The 18,879-nt window shown below is 41.2% G+C and carries 17 protein-coding genes and 1 tRNA gene; 2 read left to right on the top strand and 16 right to left on the bottom strand.

What is annotated here, in order from left to right; translation table 11 throughout:
- Positions 1-4: 4 nt before the first annotated feature.
- Positions 5-1,051, bottom strand: a complete 1,047-nt coding sequence (locus tag R2B72_RS08095) for a M42 family metallopeptidase (RefSeq protein WP_318616060.1) — start codon at positions 1,049-1,051, stop codon at positions 5-7.
- Between the two features lie 107 nt (positions 1,052-1,158).
- Between R2B72_RS08095 and R2B72_RS08090 the strand changes: the two genes are divergently transcribed.
- Positions 1,159-2,727 carry an ATP-binding protein gene (locus R2B72_RS08090; protein ID WP_318615950.1) on the top strand — a complete coding sequence of 523 codons (1,569 nt, stop codon included), beginning with the start codon at positions 1,159-1,161 and terminating at the stop codon, positions 2,725-2,727.
- Between the two features lie 23 nt (positions 2,728-2,750).
- Here the strand turns inward: R2B72_RS08090 and R2B72_RS08085 are convergent, their stop codons facing one another.
- Complete coding sequence (locus R2B72_RS08085) at positions 2,751-4,139, bottom strand: aldehyde dehydrogenase (protein WP_318615949.1); 1,389 nt, start codon at positions 4,137-4,139, stop codon at positions 2,751-2,753.
- Between the two features lie 24 nt (positions 4,140-4,163).
- On the bottom strand, positions 4,164-5,105 hold the full coding sequence (locus R2B72_RS08080; protein ID WP_318615948.1) for a Gfo/Idh/MocA family oxidoreductase: 942 nt from the start codon (positions 5,103-5,105) through the stop codon (positions 4,164-4,166).
- Between the two features lie 143 nt (positions 5,106-5,248).
- Here R2B72_RS08080 and R2B72_RS08075 point away from each other — a divergent pair, with 143 nt between their 5' ends.
- Positions 5,249-5,392 (top strand): hypothetical protein, encoded by a 144-nt coding sequence (locus R2B72_RS08075; protein ID WP_318615947.1) that lies wholly within the window; start codon positions 5,249-5,251, stop codon positions 5,390-5,392.
- Between the two features lie 210 nt (positions 5,393-5,602).
- Here R2B72_RS08075 and R2B72_RS08070 read toward each other — a convergent pair whose 3' ends face one another.
- From R2B72_RS08070 to R2B72_RS08010, 13 genes are all read right to left on the bottom strand, one after another.
- The gene (locus R2B72_RS08070; RefSeq protein WP_318616059.1) at positions 5,603-6,448 is read right to left on the bottom strand and encodes a DNA-3-methyladenine glycosylase; all 846 of its coding nucleotides are present in this window, start codon (positions 6,446-6,448) and stop codon (positions 5,603-5,605) included.
- A 166-nt stretch (positions 6,449-6,614) separates the two neighbouring features.
- Positions 6,615-6,687 (bottom strand) — tRNA-Val (locus R2B72_RS08065).
- A gap of 212 nt (positions 6,688-6,899) precedes the next feature.
- The gene (locus R2B72_RS08060) at positions 6,900-7,268 is read right to left on the bottom strand and encodes a hypothetical protein (protein WP_318615946.1); all 369 of its coding nucleotides are present in this window, start codon (positions 7,266-7,268) and stop codon (positions 6,900-6,902) included.
- A 137-nt stretch (positions 7,269-7,405) separates the two neighbouring features.
- Positions 7,406-8,110 (bottom strand): N-acetylmuramoyl-L-alanine amidase family protein, encoded by a 705-nt coding sequence (locus tag R2B72_RS08055; protein ID WP_412177809.1) that lies wholly within the window; start codon positions 8,108-8,110, stop codon positions 7,406-7,408.
- Between the two features lie 166 nt (positions 8,111-8,276).
- Complete coding sequence (locus tag R2B72_RS08050) at positions 8,277-9,539, bottom strand: methyl-accepting chemotaxis protein (RefSeq protein ID WP_318615945.1); 1,263 nt, start codon at positions 9,537-9,539, stop codon at positions 8,277-8,279.
- Positions 9,540-9,724: 185 nt separating this feature from the next.
- Entirely contained in the window at positions 9,725-11,281 is a 1,557-nt protein-coding gene (locus R2B72_RS08045) for a glycoside hydrolase family 10 protein (protein WP_318615943.1), read from the bottom strand.
- 127 nt (positions 11,282-11,408) lie between these two features.
- Entirely contained in the window at positions 11,409-12,116 is a 708-nt protein-coding gene (locus tag R2B72_RS08040) for a lactate utilization protein C (protein ID WP_318615941.1), read from the bottom strand.
- Positions 12,113-13,540, bottom strand: a complete 1,428-nt coding sequence (locus R2B72_RS08035; protein ID WP_318615939.1) for a LutB/LldF family L-lactate oxidation iron-sulfur protein — start codon at positions 13,538-13,540, stop codon at positions 12,113-12,115. The genes R2B72_RS08040 and R2B72_RS08035 overlap by 4 nt, the downstream gene beginning before the upstream one ends.
- A 17-nt stretch (positions 13,541-13,557) precedes the next feature.
- The gene (locus tag R2B72_RS08030) at positions 13,558-14,274 is read right to left on the bottom strand and encodes a (Fe-S)-binding protein (RefSeq protein ID WP_318615937.1); all 717 of its coding nucleotides are present in this window, start codon (positions 14,272-14,274) and stop codon (positions 13,558-13,560) included.
- Positions 14,275-14,288: 14 nt separating this feature from the next.
- The gene (locus R2B72_RS08025) at positions 14,289-15,005 is read right to left on the bottom strand and encodes a FadR/GntR family transcriptional regulator (protein WP_318616058.1); all 717 of its coding nucleotides are present in this window, start codon (positions 15,003-15,005) and stop codon (positions 14,289-14,291) included.
- Between the two features lie 234 nt (positions 15,006-15,239).
- Positions 15,240-17,219: a TRAP transporter permease gene (locus R2B72_RS08020; RefSeq protein WP_318616057.1), complete on the bottom strand. Its 1,980-nt coding sequence runs from the start codon at positions 17,217-17,219 to the stop codon at positions 15,240-15,242.
- Positions 17,220-17,256: 37 nt separating this feature from the next.
- Positions 17,257-17,784 carry a DUF1850 domain-containing protein gene (locus tag R2B72_RS08015; protein ID WP_318615936.1) on the bottom strand — a complete coding sequence of 176 codons (528 nt, stop codon included), beginning with the start codon at positions 17,782-17,784 and terminating at the stop codon, positions 17,257-17,259.
- A gap of 94 nt (positions 17,785-17,878) precedes the next feature.
- Complete coding sequence (locus R2B72_RS08010; RefSeq protein WP_318615935.1) at positions 17,879-18,856, bottom strand: TAXI family TRAP transporter solute-binding subunit; 978 nt, start codon at positions 18,854-18,856, stop codon at positions 17,879-17,881.
- Positions 18,857-18,879: the final 23 nt, after the last annotated feature.

Raw genomic sequence — 18,879 nt, 5'->3', positions numbered from 1 at the left:
CCGTTCAGTCCATCATTGGTGAAGTAACGTACGCGTGAAGCAATCGTGCAGTCGCCTTCAGTGAATCAATATGTGTCCGCTCCAACGCATGAGATGATTCAATGCCCGGTCCAAATAAGGCATGCTTGACATCAAAGCCCGCCCGAATCGCAGCAGATGCATCCGAACCGTAATACGGATAAATATCTAATTTAAACGGAATGTTCCCTTCTTTACAAAGGCCCGTCAAATGCTGTGTCAGCGCATAATGATACGGCCCACTCGAATCCTTGGCGCAAATCGACACCGTATATTCATCCGAGGTTTGCCCATCGCCAATTGCGCCCATATCTACTGCGATATACTCGACCGTTTCTTCAGGAATATTAGAGTTACCACCGTAACCAATCTCTTCATTATTCGAAACATAGAAATGCGTTGTATGAGGAAGTACAGTTCCTTGCTCTTTCAGTGAACGCACAAGTTCTAGCAATAACGCCGTACTCGCTTTATCATCCAAATGGCGCGACTTGATAAACCCGCTAGCTGTTGCTTCAAAACGCGGATCAAAGGATACAAAGTCACCCACTTCAATACCAAGTCCACGAGTACCTGCTGCATCCGTCACTTTTTCATCAAGGCGTACCTCAATATTGTCGACACTGCGCTCTGCAGTTCCAGCGTTTTTATAGACATGCACTGTCGTTTGATGCATTAAAATTGTCCCACGTACTTCTTTTCCACTCGCTGTATGAATAAGGCAATATTCCCCCTCCACAGCATTCCAATTAAAACCGCCAACCATCGCTAATTTCAAACGTCCGTCGCTTTTAATTTCTTTTACCATCGCCCCTAATGTATCTGTATGGGCAGTAAGCAGGCGATGTCTTGTCGTATCTGCTCCCTCAATTGTAGCGATAACTGCTCCTTTATTAGTCTTTTTATGAGCTATGCCCATGTCATCGAGTTGTTGCGTAATAAGCGCCATCACTTTCTCCGTATAGCCTGATGGGCTCGGTGTTTCTACCAGTTTTTTCAATAAGTCAATTGTCCGTTGTTCATTCAAAATCAGTGTCATTTTAATTTCCCCCTTCTATCACATCGAATTTCGTCATATTATGTAGATGCTGAATCGTGTATGATAGGTTTTAGTATTGATTATTATTATCGAGGTGCCCAATGGAACATTCAACAATCATCCAATCACGCAATAAGTTTATTATACTTTTTTTCATTGCTGGCGTCATTGTTCATCTTATTTTTGTACCTTTTTTAAACAATTTCTATGAAACGAGCATCGCCCTGTTTGGAGTTGTATCTATTGCTGCGCTCATAATCATGCAACGGCAGGATATAAATCCCATTACCTTGCGCCTAATCATCATTATTACCTACAACTTATACATATTTCTCATCAACTTATTCGTACCTGATTTGTCGAACTTACTCTACTTGATATTCCCAATGATTCTAGCAACCGTCTACAACGTTTCGCGCATCAACTTCTTTATGACGGCGATTACTTGTGCACAACTAGTGACTCTTTTCTACTTGCACAATGCTAGTTATCTTGCTGACAGCAAGGCAGTGGAAGTTTCTCACGTCGTCTCCATTGTCTTCTTAGTCGCATTTCTTTGTATGCTGTATACCTTTAAAATTAGCCCTCAGTGGAACAGCATGTTTACCGAAAACAAAAGAATGGACACCATCCTCATGTCAAAAGAAAGCTATCTTGATCTCTTTTTTGAGCATGCAGAGGATGCCATCGTCGTCTTTGGGTTAGATCAGAAAATCATTGCAGTCAATCCTGCATTTGAAAAAATCTATGGGTGGAAAGAAGCGGACTGTATCGGACAATACCCAAAGCTATATCCCTCTTCTGAAGATGCCAAAGTCGAGGAACGAACCAAGTGTCTATTACAAGGGCAAAGCTTTCATCTGCTACGTACAAAAGAAATGCGACAAGACGGCTCTATATTCGACGCAGAATTGACAATCAAACCTATTTACAATGAACAACAAGAGATTATCGCGATGACATTCATCTCACGTGACATTTCGCTAAAATTGCAAGCTGAACAGCTGCTAATTGATACCGAAAAGGTCAAAGCGATTGGTGAAATTGCCGCAAGTGTTGCCCATGAAGTTCGCAATCCACTGACGTCAATTTCAGGTTTCATCCAAATTATGAACAATGATCCTGCAAATCCCTATCACGCTTACACAGATATTATGCAAAGAGAAATCAAGCGAATTGATATGATTGTCAGTGAGTTCCTGGTGCTATCTAAACCCAATTTGAAGAAATCCACTGCGTTTTTCATTGAACAAACATTACAGGATGTAGTTGTACTGTTTGAACCTGAATTTATTCGACGTTCGATTGTTTTTGATATCCTTATTCCCGAAAATACAACAATGATTAGTGGGAATGAAGACGGTATGAAGCAAGTTTTTATCAATTTATTGAAAAACGCATACGAAGCGTTGGATGAAAACGGCGACCTGACAGTGGCACTGACTCGCCAAACGGATAACGTGAAAATTTCTATACGCGACAACGGCCCTGGCATGGATCAGCAAACATTGGACAATCTCTACAAGCCTTTCTTTACGACGAAACAAGAAGGGACAGGACTAGGTATGATGATTTCCAAAAAAATCATCGTCGACCAAGGAGGCACAATGACCGTGACCAGTAAACTGAATGAAGGCACTGAAATCATCATTACACTTCCACTAACTTAATCAAACCTGAAAAACCGCTGTCCTTAACGGATAAGCGGTTTTACTAATTTCAGTTTTTGGCCATAGGGTGGGAAAGCAATCTTCATCGGCAACGCGGTACTTTTTTTCATCATCGCTTTGGCATGTGTAAATGCTTCAAAACTATACTTTCCATGATAGGCATTCATTCCCGAGGGTCCAACACCACCAAATGGTAAATTTCCATTAGCGAAATGGGTAATCGTATCATTGATGCAGCCACCACCAAATGGTAAATTGTCGATGAAATACTGTGAAGCCTGCTCATTTTCCGTGAACATATAAGCCGCAAGTGGTTTCGGCAATTGACGGATGTGATGCACGGCCTCGCCGAGATTTTCGTATGTCAAAATGGGTAAGAGTGGACCGAATATTTCATCCTCCATTGAAGCACTATTCCATGTCACATTGTCGAGCAATGTCGGTTCAATATACAAATCCTCACGGTCAAAATCTCCGCCATAAACGACATGCGCATGATCCTTTTCAAGGATTTTCAGTAAACGGCTAAAATGCCTGTCATTGACGATTCTGCCGTAATCCACACTTTCCGCAGCGACTTTCCCGTAAAATTCTAGAATCGCAGCACTCATCGCTTTTACGAGCTTGTCTTTCACGCTGTGATGAACAAGGACATAATCAGGCGCAACGCAGGTCTGGCCATTGTTGACGAACTTGCCCCATACAATCCGTTCAGCAGCTCTTGCTATATCTGCAGTTTGATCCACAAGCGCCGGACTTTTCCCACCTAATTCAAGCGTAATCGGTGTCAAACGTTCTGCCGCCGCTTTCATAACAACTTTCCCAACAGCTACACTGCCCGTAAAGAAAATAAAGTCAAATGATGCATGAATAAGGGCCGATGTTTCTTTCTGCTCCCCTTCAACAACACGGACGAACTCAGACGGGAATAGTTCCGTCAAGATTTTCTTTGTGATTTCTCCTGTATGGACAGCGGCCTCGGACGGTTTAACAATCGCACAATTACCGCCAGCAATCGAACCAATAAGCGGTTCCATGACAAGCTGGAACGGATAATTGAATGGTCCGATAATTAGTACAGATCCGTATGGCTCACGCACGACAAAGCTTTTTGCTGGTTGTAGATGCATAGGCGTCTTCACAATTTCCGGTTCCATCCATTGTTCCAGGTTTTTAATCATATGCGAAATACTAGAAAGAACGATGCCGATTTCTGTCAAATGCGATTCAAATGGACTTTTCCGCAAATCTTTATGGAGTGCTTCTGAAATAGTTTCTTCATTTAAAATAATAGCTTCCTTCAATTTTGACAGCATGGCAATACGATAAGCCGCAGTTCTCGTTACCCCTGTAAAATAAAATCTGCGTTGCTCAGCAATCATTGTCTCCACATCTTGTGTAGTAAAGTTCATAACCATGCCTCCATTTATTTATGATTATTCCAGTAGATGATCAATTAGCTTTTGCACTTCAAGTCCTTCATCGAATGACACAAGCAATGCCTGTTCACCATTAGCAGCTAACACACATTCTTCTATCAGCGAATTCACTGAATCGAAGGAAGTCAATATTTCAAAAGGACTGTCTTTTTGTGCGCTACTAAGTTCCGACCAATTACGCAGTTTCAGAACACCTTCCGCTCCATATACTGTGTATGACAGTTCTTCTTGTTGACCAATCCCAGATACACCATTCAACAGGAAAGGAATAGCACTCTCTGTTTGTCCGATTGCTAAGACACCAATTTCTGCAAGCGCTTCATCTTCAGGATAAATGGTTTCGTAGGAATTAATTGTAAGTTGACCAAACATCCTGTACATAAGCTGAAAAAAATGCGGAAAAACCTCACGCGTGAAACCGCCTTGTTCACGCGAAGCAATCCAAGGGTTTTGCTGCCACACACGTGGCCAGTGTGGGAAATACGCTTGTAGCTCGACTCGAGTGATTTTACCAATGGCGCCTCGATCGACCAGTTTCATCATATGCCTAACTGCCGGACTATATAAGAGCGGAAAATGCATCGCTGTTTGAATGACACTATTGTTGGTAGCGGCTGCCGCCATGACTAATCCATCTTCTACACTATGCGCAAGCGGCTTTTCACATAAGACGTTCAATCCTTGCGCAATCGCTTGCTGACTTAGTGTTGCGTGAGAAACGGGTGGTGTACCAATATAGACCCAGTCCGGTTTTAGAGAAAGTACTTCGTCATAAGAGGATGCCGCATACAGTCCGTATGTATCCGTCATTTCTTGCAGACGTTTGCCATTTTCATCAAACAAGGCAACAACTGTCGCCCCCGTAGTTTGTAACAATTGTTTAATGATGCGTTCGCCAACAATCCCTGTACCAACGATGGCAAATGTAGTTTTTTTCATTAGATTAACCCCTTTTTTTCACGAATTCAATTGAAGGATTTGAATAGGTCTTACGATTCTTTTTCAACCTTCTATGTTTCAGAGTATAACATTTAAGGGAAAAGAATGTTCAAACAACAAAGACTACTAAGGAGGATATGGACATGACAACAACAGAAACTTGGTGGGAAACTATTTTTGAAGGCAACCTATCGCTCGGCATTAACAAGGAAAGACTCACCGAATTAGAAGAAGAAAACTTCCTTTACTTTAATGATGAAGAACAAATACTGGAGCTACCGCACTGATAAGTACCGAATGGACGATGCCGATAATCCCTATTTCAAGCGAACCTTAACAACAGCTTTTCCATGCGAATATGGGAAAGCTGTCGTTTTATTTTAGGGTGTTGGATGGCTTGATGATTACGTTGCTTAGTTCAGGCGGTGCGTTGTTTAGTTTTTGGAAAACGTTACATACTTTCGACAGTATGTTGCATAGTTCCGGGAAAACGTTGGTTACTCAATACTGCGCCATAAATACAGGGCGGCATAACTCAAATAGGGCGACCAATCTGGAAAATGAGCTAGCATTTCCTCTTTCGTTGGCTTGCGATCCATACCCCATAATTTCTTCAGTGCATTTTGCAAACCAATATCCGCCAACGGGAATAAATTAGGGCGTCCTAGCCCAAACATTAAAAAGTTTTGTGCCGTCCAAGGTCCAACACCTCGAAATGCCACCAGTTTTGCTACTACTTCCTCATCGTCCATTTGTTTAAATTGTTCAAGGTCCAGCGCACCCTCTACAATTGACCGCGACAAGCCAATGACATATTCCGCCTTACGCGTGCTGAACTGCCTATCACGTAGCTCTTGGACGTCTAGCAACGCAATGCGCTCTGGCGACGGATAACGCCAGACGCCGTCCACTTGCTCTCCATACGACTCCACAAAACGCTTCGTCAGTGTATGCGAAAATGACAGATTAAGCTGTTGATGGATAATACTCGTCATAAGATCCCCGTATAACGAAAAACTTTTAATAAGTGGCGTCCCCACATGTTCCATAAAAAGCGGTTCCAAATCAGTCCCAACAAAATGACTTTGGATGCCATCCAGAGACCTGTCGAAATGAAAGATCGATTTGATTTCATTGAGTTGATAATCATTTAGCAACCCTTCTATTGTGAAAGCTGGTTGCTGTGTCGTTCCCGTTCCGCGTAGTGTCACAACATTCCCTTCCGCCATCGGAATGCGGATCTTTCGCTGCGCACAATCAACCGCATTGACGGGACTAGCCGCGAGCCTATCAAGCGCGCGGTCAAAATCATACACGAATGGTAGTTCAATTTGTATATCGATTAGAAACACCACATTTCCCCAATTTTATAATTTTCATTTCTCTATCAATATTTCATTACGCCTTACATTGAACTTTAACACTAATTTAGCCGCAACAACAAAAAAACATCATCCAATATGGATGATGTTTTAATGCAAAGCTTCGGAATAAATGATCTTATTCATATGGTCCCAGACGGGCTCGAACCGCCGACCCCTACCTTGTCGAGGTAGTGCTCTCCCAGCTGAGCTATGGAACCTGGGAAGTTATTGTGCGCGTTTGCTTACTGCACAAGTTCTATTATAGCTAATCTACAAAAGAAGTCAACACTTTTTCAAAAGTTTTTTTAAAACTATAAAAACCATTTTTGTTCCACTGTCTTTTTCATTTCAGTCATCACAAAAAGTGACCGCCGCTTAGGAAAGTCACTTTTTTACATAATCCGCTCAATTACAGCATCCCACTTAACTTTCAGCCCGCCTGAATAGCCTTCATGCCCTCTAGCAAAATCTTAGCATCTGCATTTAAATAGAGTCGTATGTCTTTTTTCAGTAATAAGTCTGCATTATTTTTAACAGATAATCTAAGCCCCCGAACATCAAATCGAGTCGCGTATGTGTTAATGGTATTAATCATGTGTAGTTCGCGACGGTTATAAACACTTGTCGCATTAGCAGCGTCACTTTGTAGGAAGCCCAATAAATCCCTAGCATTTTTACATAGATGATGTCTATTTTGGCTTACTTGTTCTATGTTTTTCTCAATGTATCTTCTCGCCGAAACCAAGTCTAGGTTGTCTACGCTTTGATTGATCTTTTTTAGTATTTCTTGAATTTCCATGTAAAGCACTTCCTTTTACCCAACGGTATACCTCTAAATAGAGCAGTCTTTTAGAACCAGTAACAACAGTATACAACAGCTTTTAGAACTAGTAAACTAAAACATGCTTGAGTTAATTACTTTTCAACAAATATCAATTAGCCCTTCTTCAATCGCTGGTCAATAATGACTTTCAGTGCGAGCGCATCATCGAGCGATAGCTTCCCCGCCTTGAAATCCGTTAGCCATTTGTCCGTCATCACTCCCTCCTTAACGGCCTCTGCTAAATATTGCTCGAAAGCAGCTTTAAGTGTTGTAGAACTTGGATTAAACATGCGTACATCCTCCTTTGGTGATATTGGTTTATTCGTGTTCAATTCTGCCAAACGTTTAGCAATCGCATTTCGGACAGCTAACGTTCGCCCCTCATCCATAATCCGATGGGGACAATTCTTTCCCGACCAATCCCCATGCCATTTGACTCGATCCATGTTCCAGCCAAATTGTTGAAGCAAATTTGCAATAAATTCAATAGCATTTTCTTCTGCCGCCTTATACCTAGTCCCCCCGGATTTTGAGTAACAAATCTCAATGCCGATGGATTTACGGTTACCAGCTCCATTGCCGTCACCTGCATGCCAACCATTTCGCGTAAACGGAATGGCTTGTACTACGTGTTTATCATCAATTGCGACATGGTATGATATTGCGTCCGTATTGCGCGTCATATAAGCTATCTCATTGATGGCTGTCGCATCATTAGCTGTATTGTGGATGGTGATATATTCTGGTGTCATTGGATACGTTGCTTTGAGTGGATAAAGAGACGACGGAATAAGATTGTTGATGATGATATATGCCATATAATTCACCTTCTTTCTCACTAAGGTCCCATCACCGCGCCGACAATAACACCTTGTCTATTAGCATATGGCACGGTATAGACAACCCCTGTGACAAAAGAATACAAAGAAAAAAAACATCTCCCACACCCATTTCTGGTTGTAGAAGATGTTCTTAATTCATCAGTTATAAATTGTATCTCCGAATGGCTTCATTTACTCTTTCACTTAAATCTGTTAATCCTTGTGCCAATGTAGTTACACTGCTAATTGCTTGTGATTGTTCATCGACAGATGCCGTCACTTCTTCTGCCGATGCAGCCGTTTGTTCCGCAATAGCTGATACATTTTGAATAGCATCAATGATAACTACGCTTTGTGCAGTCACTTGCTGAATTTCACCGTTTAACTGCTCCATTGCCGCTGAAGTTTCTTGAACTGATGCTGCGATTTTATTGAACTCATCTTCTGTATCAAGAACAGCAGCGTTCAATTGAGTGGTGATTGTTGTTGTCTTCATCATTGCCATGACGGTACTTTCAACTTCTTTTTCAATGCCAATGATCATTTGCTGAATTTGGTTTGTCGAGACACTTGATTGTTCTGCTAATTTCCTGACTTCATCGGCAACAACCGCAAAGCCTTTTCCATGCTCACCTGCGCGCGCCGCTTCAATACTGGCGTTTAATGCTAATAAATTCGTTTGCGAGGACACATTTTTGATAGCATCTGTTATCGTCGAAATATCCTTTAGCTTCGTGTAAAGATTTGTAATTCCGATACTAATTTGATCAGCAGCTAACTTTGATTCATCATTCGACTTTTTAAGAACGACAACAATATCTTGCCCTTTTGCCGTTGCATCTTCAGAAATTGCAGTAATTTCTTTAATATGCTGATTTTGATCGTTCATTTTATCTACAGAAGTCATTAAAAGACCTAGACTCTTATTCGTTTCTTCAAGATTTGTCACTTGTCCAACTGCGCCAGTCGTAATCTCCAGCATGGCAACGCCAATTTCATCACTACTTGCAGAGGTTTCCTCAGACACAGCAGATAGTTCACTTGCTGATGTAACTAATAATTCACTCGTTTGTCGAACATCTATTAGCAATGCTCGCAAATTAGTCGTCATTTGATTAAAGGACATTCCAATTTGACCTATCTCGTCAGCCGATTCAGGTAGCTGTTTAGCTGTTAAATCACCATCAACAATTTGAAGCGTGATTTGTGAAACATCATTTAATAAGGCCATCTTTTTCCTTGTCACCTCATTGGAAATGGCTGAACCAATACCCACCGCTACCAATGTGAGTAGTAAAATAATCCACCTTAAGCTAGAAAATTCATTTGTCACGCCAATTATAGTGCCAATCACAGCGACTAGCAGAATAATAAGTATCCATAATCTGAATGAAATTCCACTTGTTAATTTTTGTTTATTTCGCATTATTATCCCTCTCTCTCCAACCATCATTATGTCTAAAGTAATACACACTGAACATCGACTATATAATAATATCGGTGTGATTTCAACAAGATATAGAGTGACTTATGGGAAAATTTTATCATTTGAGAGTGATTAATAGAAAAAGGCTGAGTCAAAAAATTTCGACCCAACCTTTTAGCTACTATTCATCGACTAACAACATACGCCTCTTCACTTTCGACACCCGTCGCTGACACAGAAACAACACCATACGTATAGACTTTTTTCGCATTAACTGTTTTGTCTACGAATACAGTATGTCCTTGCACATTATAAACAACATCCACAATATTTCTTGGATCTTGATAAGAACCTTCTTCATTGCCTTCAAAACGGTAAATGATATATTTTCTTGGTTGTTCAGTCGTTTGTTGCCCGATTTCAAGCTGTAGTCCAGCCGCAGCCTTGTTCACTTGTACAGATGTTGGCAGTTTAGGTAGACTATCATTCTCCCATGAAATCGCCGGGGTGATTGCCGTATAATTGTAATGTTGTTTTTGTAAAATGGTTGCATAGCCAAGTTTATTTTTTTGTATACTTTTTAACGAAAAATGCATTTGGCCTTGTACCATTTCATCAGCTCTATTCGTGATAACCTGGTTCGGCAACTCCATTTTATTATTCCACGCTTTATCAGCATCCGTGCCAACTTTATAATCGGCCAAACCAATATAAAGATTAATAGGATGCACTTTAGCATAAGTCGCTACTTCTTTGCTCCACCAGTTGACGAGCGTTTCATACTTGGCAACGGACAACGTTTTAGACCAGTATATTTGCGGTGTAATATAATCAATGCTGCCGTCTTTCATCCATTGTCTAGTGTCTGCATACAAATCATCGTAATTATTAACACCCGCTTTGGTATTACTGCCAGTAGGGTCAAGCGATTGATTGCGCCAAACGCCAAATGGCGAAATTCCAAATTGTACATGCGGTTTCGTTGCTTTAATCGTTGAATAAATATCCTTCACAAGCTGATTGACATTATTGCGCCGCCAATCGGCAATTTTCTTATAAGAAGTTCCATATTTTTTGAAAGCAGCTTGATCTGGGAATGTCACATTCTTAATTTTATAAGGATAAAAATAATCATCCATGTGAACTGCATCAATATCATAATTGGCAACCAATTCTTCAACTGTCGCTAGCAAGTAATTTTGTACTTCTGGAAGACCTGGATTCAAATAATACTGTTTGCCGTATTTAATAACCCAGCTAGGGTTGGTACGGGCTACATTAGTAGGCGCAAGGCTTGATAAGGTTTGTCCCGGCATTGTTACACGGTAAGGATTGACCCATGCGTGTAGCTCCATGCCGCGATTATGTGCTTCTTCCGTCATGATCAATAAAGGATCATATCCCGGGTTTGTTCCTTGTTTTTTTCCTGTTATGTAAGATGACCACGGAGCCAACTTCGAAGGATAAAAAGCATCATTGGTCGGTTTTACTTGATAAATAACTGCATTGAATTTTTGGGCTTTCAATTGGTCTAATGTTTGACGTACCCAAGTCGTATACTGTGCCTTTGTCATTCCAGCTTTCACATCAATATTGCCAACTGTTGCAATCCAAGCTGCACGCATTTCATGTTTAGGTGGTAAATCGCTTGCCCCTTGAGTTGGAGTTGGAAAAATAGAAATTAATAGAACGAGTGCCATCATTACTGACGTCACAAATCTACCTACATATTTTTTCTTCATATGTATAAACATCCTTTCGTGGCCGTTTTTCAGCCAACGTACTTGATAGAATCATACCAAAGTTTGTTGAAAAACAAAAACGAATCTCGGGACTCTTTTCAAAGTGTCCAAGATTCGTAGTTTCATGTCAATCATCTACAACAATATACGTCGCTTGCACCGGCCCGTGTACACCAACAATTAAATTCATTTCAATATCCGCACTATTACTTGGCCCAGAAATAAAACTGATACAAGAAGACACTTCCCGTCCTTGTACATGCGCATCATGAATTTTTTTAGTCGCTTGTGTCATACGTGGAACCAATGTGCTCCTCGGTATAATGGCAATATAACATCTCGGCAATAAACTAATTGTCCGACCATTATCTTTATCATTAAATAACGTCACAGTTGCAGACTCCGCAAGTGTAATTTCGCTGAATGTGATGCCGATATCCGCTTGTTCAGCAAAAACCTGGTTATCCCTTTCTTTCGCCGAATCCCATAGGCGTATATCCACACCTTGCTGCTGAAGTTCATCAAAAATGGCAGGTAATCCAAAGTCCTCGTTACGTCGATCATTCGACGCCAACACTTTTTGCCCCCCATACGAGGCAATAACTTCTATTAATAGCTCAGGTAGCCCCTCTTTATCCGTTCGTTTAAAAGTAGTATGGATTTTTTTGCATTGCTTTTCTAATACATCGACTAATTGGTCTTGCGTATAATCCGCGTACACTTGCCATTGCGGATTAAAGCTCCACGTCGGACGCTCTACTCCTTCCGTAAGACGCGGCCTACCAAGACTGTTCGCCAAGTTGTCTAAAAAACGATCTCGATTTTGAATGGTCATTTGGATTCCTCCCCTTTGCGATGTTCTTTAAACCAAGAACGGAATGATTGTTTACTTGGTGCTGGAAAATCACGCATAGCTGTCCATTCTTTTAAAGGACCTGGCCCCTTAGACAATTTTTCATCTTTCGTCCATGGCTTAAAAGCAGTACGTGCGATTTTCGTACTGAATGCATAGGCTGCCGGACTAGTAGACCATTTGACGAACCCAGTCATCGCTAACTTTTCAGTTGTTGGAGCCATCTGCTGTCGCTCGACAATAATCTGTCGATGACGAATTAATTGCTCATGCAATGGAATTTTAACAGGGCAGACGTCTGTACAAGCCGCACACAATGTCGAAGCATACGGTAATTCTTTATGTTCTTCATAACCATCCAATAAAGGCGTCAAAACAGCCCCTATCGGCCCCGGATAAATTGAACCATACGCATGCCCACCAATATGACGATAGACCGGGCAAACGTTAATACATGCCGCACAGCGGATACAATGTAACGCCGACTGGAACTCAGTACCCAAAATTTTTGACCGACCATTATCCACGATCACTAAATGAAACTCTTCCGGTCCATCTATTTCTCCTGCTAATCTAGTACCTGTAATCGCCGTGACATAGCTTGTTAACTTTTGTCCAACTGCCGCCCTCGTCAATAAACTAACTAACACATCTAACTCTTGCCACGTAGGAACAATTCGTTCCATCCCCATCACCGTAATTTGCGTATCAGGCAACGATGTCGACAGGCGTGCATTTCCTTCATTCGTTACAAATGTCACGGCACCTGATTCCGCAACTGCAAAGTTACAGCCGGTAATACCAATATCCGCCGACAAAAAGTCTTTGCGTAATTGCTCACGGGCGAATAAAGCCAATTCTTCCGGTGTATTGGATTTATCATAGCCTCTTTTTTCAGCAAATGTCGCACGGATTTGATCTCGATTCAAGTGCAAAGCAGGTGTGACAATATGGGAAGGTGCATCGCCATCCAATTGTAAAATCCATTCACCTAAATCTGTTTCAACGACCTCTGTGCCGATATCTTGCAACGCTTTGTTTAACCCAATTTCCTCCGTCACCATCGACTTTGATTTAACGACTTTTTTACCGTTTTTCCTTTTGACGACTTCTTGAATATAGGCATTTGCATCTTCCGCCGTTTCAGCAAAAAAGACATGCCCCCCTCGTTTAGCAACATTATCACTCAATTGTTGTAAATAATAATCCAAATGTTGTAGCGTATGTGTACGAATTTCTTCCCCCAATGAGCGCCAGTCTTCCCAATTGCCTAATTCCTCTGCAGCATTCATTCTTCCATCTCTAAAACGAGTTTGAGCAGAGGCGACTGAGTTTAGCATGAAATCATTGTCGATTCCTTTTTGAACACGGCTATCAAATGAACCCTTACCAATACGAATACTCACCTATATGTCCCCCTTTTTTAGCGATGGTTTAATATTTCAGTAAGATGGACGACTTTGACATTGCGTCCTTCTCTCGATAAGCGTCCACCGATATTTATCAAACAAGCCATATCCCCACCGACTAAATACTCAGCCCCAGTTTCCATTACATGATCCGCTTTTTCTTGCACCATTTGTCCAGATATCACAGCATTTTTTACTGCAAATGTTCCACCAAAACCACAGCAATCTTCACCATGCGGCAATTTTACAAGTTCAACACCCTTGACCTGTTCTAATAGTTGAAGAGGTGCTTCCTTCACACCTAATAGTCGCGTCATATGACAAGATGGATGATACGTCACTTTGCCTTTAAACGTTGAACCTACATCCACTACACCTAATACATCCACAAGAAATTGAGTAATTTCAAAGCATTTCGCCCCAAATCCCTTCGCTTGTTGCTCCCACTCCGCATCCCCACGGAAAACATCATGATAGCTCCGTAACATCGCTACACAAGAACCCGACGGACCTACAACATACTCGGAATCCCGAAAAACAGTCATCATATGCTTCATCGTTTCTTTTGTAGTTTTTACATATCCACTGTTATATGCAGGCTGCCCGCAACAAGTTTGTGCTTCTGGAAAATCAACTTTACAGCCAAAACGCTCCAGAAGTTCGACAGTATCTTTTCCAACATTCGCCGAGAAAATATCACACATACATGTGATAAATAATGAAACTTTCATCCCAGTCACCCCCGTTATTTTCTAAAAACCATATACTTTTCTAATGACTTTTCAACATTATTTAAATGCTCCAACATATACCGCTGTGCTTGCTCCGGCTGTCTTGCTTGAATCGCCCCATAGATTCGTTCATGTTCTTCTATTAATGTAACCGTCTTTTTTTCCGAATAAATTAAAACTGCTCGCGTTTCACGTAATACGTTCGTCATGATTTCTGACACTGAGCGCATTAAGTGAATAAGAATTTGATTGTGACTGGCCATGGCAATCGCCATATGAAATCGTAAATCTGCACCTTCACCAATTTCACCATTCGCTTCCGCATTTTTCATGTCTTCAATAGCATCCCAAATAGCCGTCAAATCTTCAACCTCATGATAAGTGGCTGCCGAAGCCGCAGTCCCTACCTCAAGAATTTTACGTACTTCATATAATTCTTTAATGTCTTCCTTTTTCATGAGCAGGCTTGCTGTAATCGGTAAAGAAAAGTTCGCTGCATCAAACTTGGTGACAAATGTCCCTTCACCTTGTCGCATCACGACTAATCCCATCGCCCGCATACCGCTAAGTGCTTCCCTAACGGCCGAACGACTAACAGCAAAACTTTCCGCTAGCTGCTCCACAGAGTCCAGTCGATCACCCGGCTGTAACTCACCTGATTTGATCATATTCATTAATGAATCTTCCACTTCTTCATAAATCTTCTTCGTTTGAATGCGTCTATTTGTGATTGTGCTCTCCTCCAAGTACTATTAAGTCATCTGGTCATCTGATGATTAATAGCAAATAAATTACTATATGTATTTGTGTAACTTGCATTTATATCCAAACATTCCGACAATGTTAATAATACGCCTCGTAATCTATCCGAGTCAAGTACACCAAAACTTATTTCATAGTGACTACCTATAAAATTATTAGAACTCCCTTCACTATAAAATAGCAAAGGGAGTTCTATAATTTTATTACGAAGCAACCGCAATTTTATTATTATCTTCATCTTTATTTCTAGACATCCACTGAATGACAAACATTCCCACAAACAGGACCAACCCAACAATATCCGTAATTGTTTCAGGATAGATGAGGAGTAATCCCGTACCTAGCGCAAGAATACGCTCAATCCAATTACACTTCCGGTACCAGTAGCCGATCATTCCTGCACCAATGGCAATCATTCCAATAATTGCGGTGGCCACGACCCAGATAATCTCAGGAATCGATGCCCCCATCATCAGCATCGCTGGATTAAAGACAAACATATACGGGATGATAAATGCCGCAATCGCAAGCTTCGCCGATGTAACACCGGTTTTAATAGGATCCCCACCTGAAATACCAGCTGCTGCAAATGCTGCTAGTGCAACAGGCGGAGTGATATCGGCAATAATTCCAAAATAGAACACGAATAGATGCGCAGATACAGCTACGACAAGTGGAACTACTGCATCAGGAGTATCTAACATCAATAGTGTAATAATTGCCGGAGCAGCGATTGTCGATGTTATGACATAGTTGGCTGTCGTCGGTGAACCCATTCCTAAAACGATTGCTGCAAGCATCGTAAAGAACAATGTGAGGAAAATGTTTCCTCCCGCCGCCGAAATGAGTCCTGTCGCTAGGCTAAGACCAAGACCAGTCTTCACAACAACACCAACAATAATCCCAGCACATGCTGTTGCTGCTGCAACGGCAAGAGCTGTACGTGCCCCGTCAACAAGCGCATCGATCATGTCTCTGAATCCGAGACGCGTTGACTTGTCGAACGAACTCACAACAATTGTTAAAACGATACCTAAAAGAGCTGCTTTCATCGTTGGAATACCGATTAATAAGAAGACGATAATCCCGATAATCGGTAATAGTAAATAGATTTTCTTTAATGTCTTTTTACGATCAGGAATCTGATCTTCGGACATTCCTTGAAGGCCAACACGCTTCGCTTCAAAATGTGTCATAATCCAAACACCCGTGAAGTAAAGAAGGGCTGGAATCGCAGCAGCTTTGGCAATTTGCCAGTACGTAACACCGCCTATGAATTCAACCATCAGGAATGCGGCCGCCCCCATAATCGGTGGCATAATTTGACCGCCTGTCGAAGCAGCTGCCTCAACACCACCTGCAAATTCTTTTTTATACCCAAGCTTTTTCATCATTGGAATGGTATACGAACCTGAACCTACAACATTGGCAACTGAACTTCCCGAGATCGTACCTTGTAGGGCACTTGAGAAAATAGCAACCTTTGCAGGTCCACCCACTAAGCGACCCGCCAAGACCACTGCAAGGTCATTGAAATAAGCCCCGACGCCCGTCTTAACGAGGAATGCTCCAAACAATAAAAACACAAAAATAAATGTTGAAGATACACTAATCGGTGTACCCAAAATTCCATCTGTTGTATAAAACATCAGTTGAACAACACTTTTCAAATCTTGCCCACGATGCGCAAGAAACCCTGGGAAATGAGGTCCCAAAAATGCATAAGCTAAAAACGTCACCGAGATGATAGTAATCGGTAATCCGACCGCACGCCTTGCCGCTTCCAAGGTGAGGAGAATAGCGATAACTCCAACAATCATGTCTAGTGATGATACACGTCCAACACGCAACACAAGTTCACCAATGTACATCGGCCAATACAATCCAACCCCTATTGCAAGAAGCGAAAGAATTACATCGTAAAAAGGAACCTTATGCCTTTTAACGCCAATTTTCTTTCTCGCGGGAAATAAGATAAAAATAAGTGCCAATGCAAAGCCTAAGTGAATCGAACGTTGAACGAAGGCAGTGAAAGGTGTTCCAATCGCGGTATACAATTGGAAGATGGAAAATGCGAGCAAACCGAAAAAAACGATTTTCTTAAAGATTCCAGTAACATTGCGGGTATTTGATTCAGGGTCATACTTTTGAAGAATTTCTAACTGTTCTTCTTCTGATAGCATTTTGAATTCTTCTTGCTGTGGTTCGGTAACTAATGCATCATTCTGCTTTATGTTTTTTTCCATTCATATTGACCCCCTTCAGTAATTGATAGATGGATAGTTTTTTCACACAAAATGTGTAAGACTTTCCTCTAACTAGTTGTTTCTTTAAATTTAGCTCATTTCCAACGTATTGAAAAGCTAATTCTGCATCTACATTACCAATTAACATGACAAATGACTCAATCACATTGTCATCATATGTAAGCGTATACACACCGTCATTCACTGAAAATGTTTCTCCTTCTTCCGCATAACCAGGTAAACCAATTGCCAGATCTTCATATTGCATCGAAACGAGCCGAATTTTTTGATCCGCCGTTATTTCATAAGATTCGATGACATCCGTTAGATGGATGGAATGGACATACCGAATTTGAAAGCTATCATCGCTTTCTACTGGAATATAAAAGAGTTTCGGATTTTCCGTCCGATGTTCAGTAAACGTAAACGCTTGTTTAATAGGTAGCAAAAATAATACTACAAAAACAAAAAGAATAAGCGGGATTATCACATTGTATTTCATCCGCCTCTTCCTTTCATATAGTACTTAGCCTTATAAAATAAAAAGAATGGGACGGCCGAAGCATAACGCCTCACCGCCCCGCTCATAGTACAAGTTATTTTTTGTTCACTTCATCAAAGTATTTCTGTGCACCAGGGTGTACTGGAATACCAATTCCATTCAGTCCTGATTCAGCTTTGATCAATTTTCCTTTAGCGTGTTGAATTTTTGACGCATTATCATAAATGGCTTTTGTAATTTCATAGCCTAAATCTTCAGGAACTTCATTTTGAATTACAAGCATAGCACCTACAGAAACGGCTGGTGTATCCTCAGTTAATCCATATGTTCCTGCCGGGATTACTTCCTTTGCATAATAAGGATATTTAGCAATCAATTCATCTGCTTTCGCATCTTCAACCGGAACAACGAAAACGCTTGCAACTGCATTCAACCCTTCAACAGCACCCGTAGGAGTCCCTGCAGTGATGAATGCCGCATCGATTTGACCAGCCTGCAAGCTCTCTTGTGACTCACCAAAGTCAAGGTTTTGTGGTTTAATATCTGCCATTGTCAAGCCATGAATTTCAAGAAGTTGTTCTGCGTTGGCATACGTACCTGATCCAGGTGCACCTACAGAAATTTTCTTTCCTTTCAAATCAGCATATGTTTTAATACCATTTTTTTCTAACGTAATCAATTGAACAGTTTCTGGATAAAGAGCACCAATAGCAGAGACACTATCAATGATTTCACCATCAAACATCAGCTCACCTTTTGAAGCATAGTAAGCGATATCTGTTTGAACAAATGCGATGTCACCCTCTCCATCTTGAAGAGCTGTCATATTTGCAGCCGATGCTTGTGAAACCTCTGCTGTTGTCTTAATGCCCGTCGCTTCTGTGATGAAATCTGCAAACGATCCACCTAGCGGGTAGTACGTCCCCTGCGTTCCGCCCGTTAAAATACTAAGGAACTTGTAATCTTCTTTTGTTTTGCCAGAACTACCTGAATCACCAGAATTACACGCAGCTAGTACAAGTAACGCCAACAACGTCATAAATCCTAGCAAGCGTAATTTCGTTTTTTTCATTTAACTTCCTCCCCTTTTTCAAC

The sequence above is a fragment of the Sporosarcina sp. YIM B06819 genome, assembly GCF_033485175.1.
Taxonomy (GTDB): domain Bacteria; phylum Bacillota; class Bacilli; order Bacillales_A; family Planococcaceae; genus Sporosarcina.
The sequence above is the reverse complement of the archived record's forward strand: the minus strand, read 5'-3'. Positions and strand labels throughout refer to the sequence as shown.

Excerpts from the sequence above, each read along its gene's own strand:
- R2B72_RS08090 (WP_318615950.1), top strand. The coding sequence starts at position 1,159 with ATGGAACATTCAACAATCATCCAATCACGCAATAAGTTTATTATACTT.
- R2B72_RS08085 (WP_318615949.1), bottom strand. The coding sequence starts at position 4,139 with ATGAACTTTACTACACAAGATGTGGAGACAATGATTGCTGAGCAACGC.
- R2B72_RS08080 (WP_318615948.1), bottom strand. The coding sequence starts at position 5,105 with ATGAAAAAAACTACATTTGCCATCGTTGGTACAGGGATTGTTGGCGAA.
- R2B72_RS08075 (WP_318615947.1), top strand. The coding sequence starts at position 5,249 with ATGACAACAACAGAAACTTGGTGGGAAACTATTTTTGAAGGCAACCTA.
- R2B72_RS08060 (WP_318615946.1), bottom strand. The coding sequence starts at position 7,268 with ATGGAAATTCAAGAAATACTAAAAAAGATCAATCAAAGCGTAGACAAC.
- R2B72_RS08055 (WP_412177809.1), bottom strand. The coding sequence starts at position 8,110 with ATGGCATATATCATCATCAACAATCTTATTCCGTCGTCTCTTTATCCA.
- R2B72_RS08050 (WP_318615945.1), bottom strand. The coding sequence starts at position 9,539 with ATGCGAAATAAACAAAAATTAACAAGTGGAATTTCATTCAGATTATGG.
- R2B72_RS08045 (WP_318615943.1), bottom strand. The coding sequence starts at position 11,281 with ATGAAGAAAAAATATGTAGGTAGATTTGTGACGTCAGTAATGATGGCA.
- R2B72_RS08040 (WP_318615941.1), bottom strand. The coding sequence starts at position 12,116 with ATGACCATTCAAAATCGAGATCGTTTTTTAGACAACTTGGCGAACAGT.
- R2B72_RS08030 (WP_318615937.1), bottom strand. The coding sequence starts at position 14,274 with ATGAAAGTTTCATTATTTATCACATGTATGTGTGATATTTTCTCGGCG.
- R2B72_RS08020 (WP_318616057.1), bottom strand. The coding sequence starts at position 17,219 with ATGCTATCAGAAGAAGAACAGTTAGAAATTCTTCAAAAGTATGACCCT.
- R2B72_RS08015 (WP_318615936.1), bottom strand. The coding sequence starts at position 17,784 with ATGAAATACAATGTGATAATCCCGCTTATTCTTTTTGTTTTTGTAGTA.
- R2B72_RS08010 (WP_318615935.1), bottom strand. The coding sequence starts at position 18,856 with ATGAAAAAAACGAAATTACGCTTGCTAGGATTTATGACGTTGTTGGCG.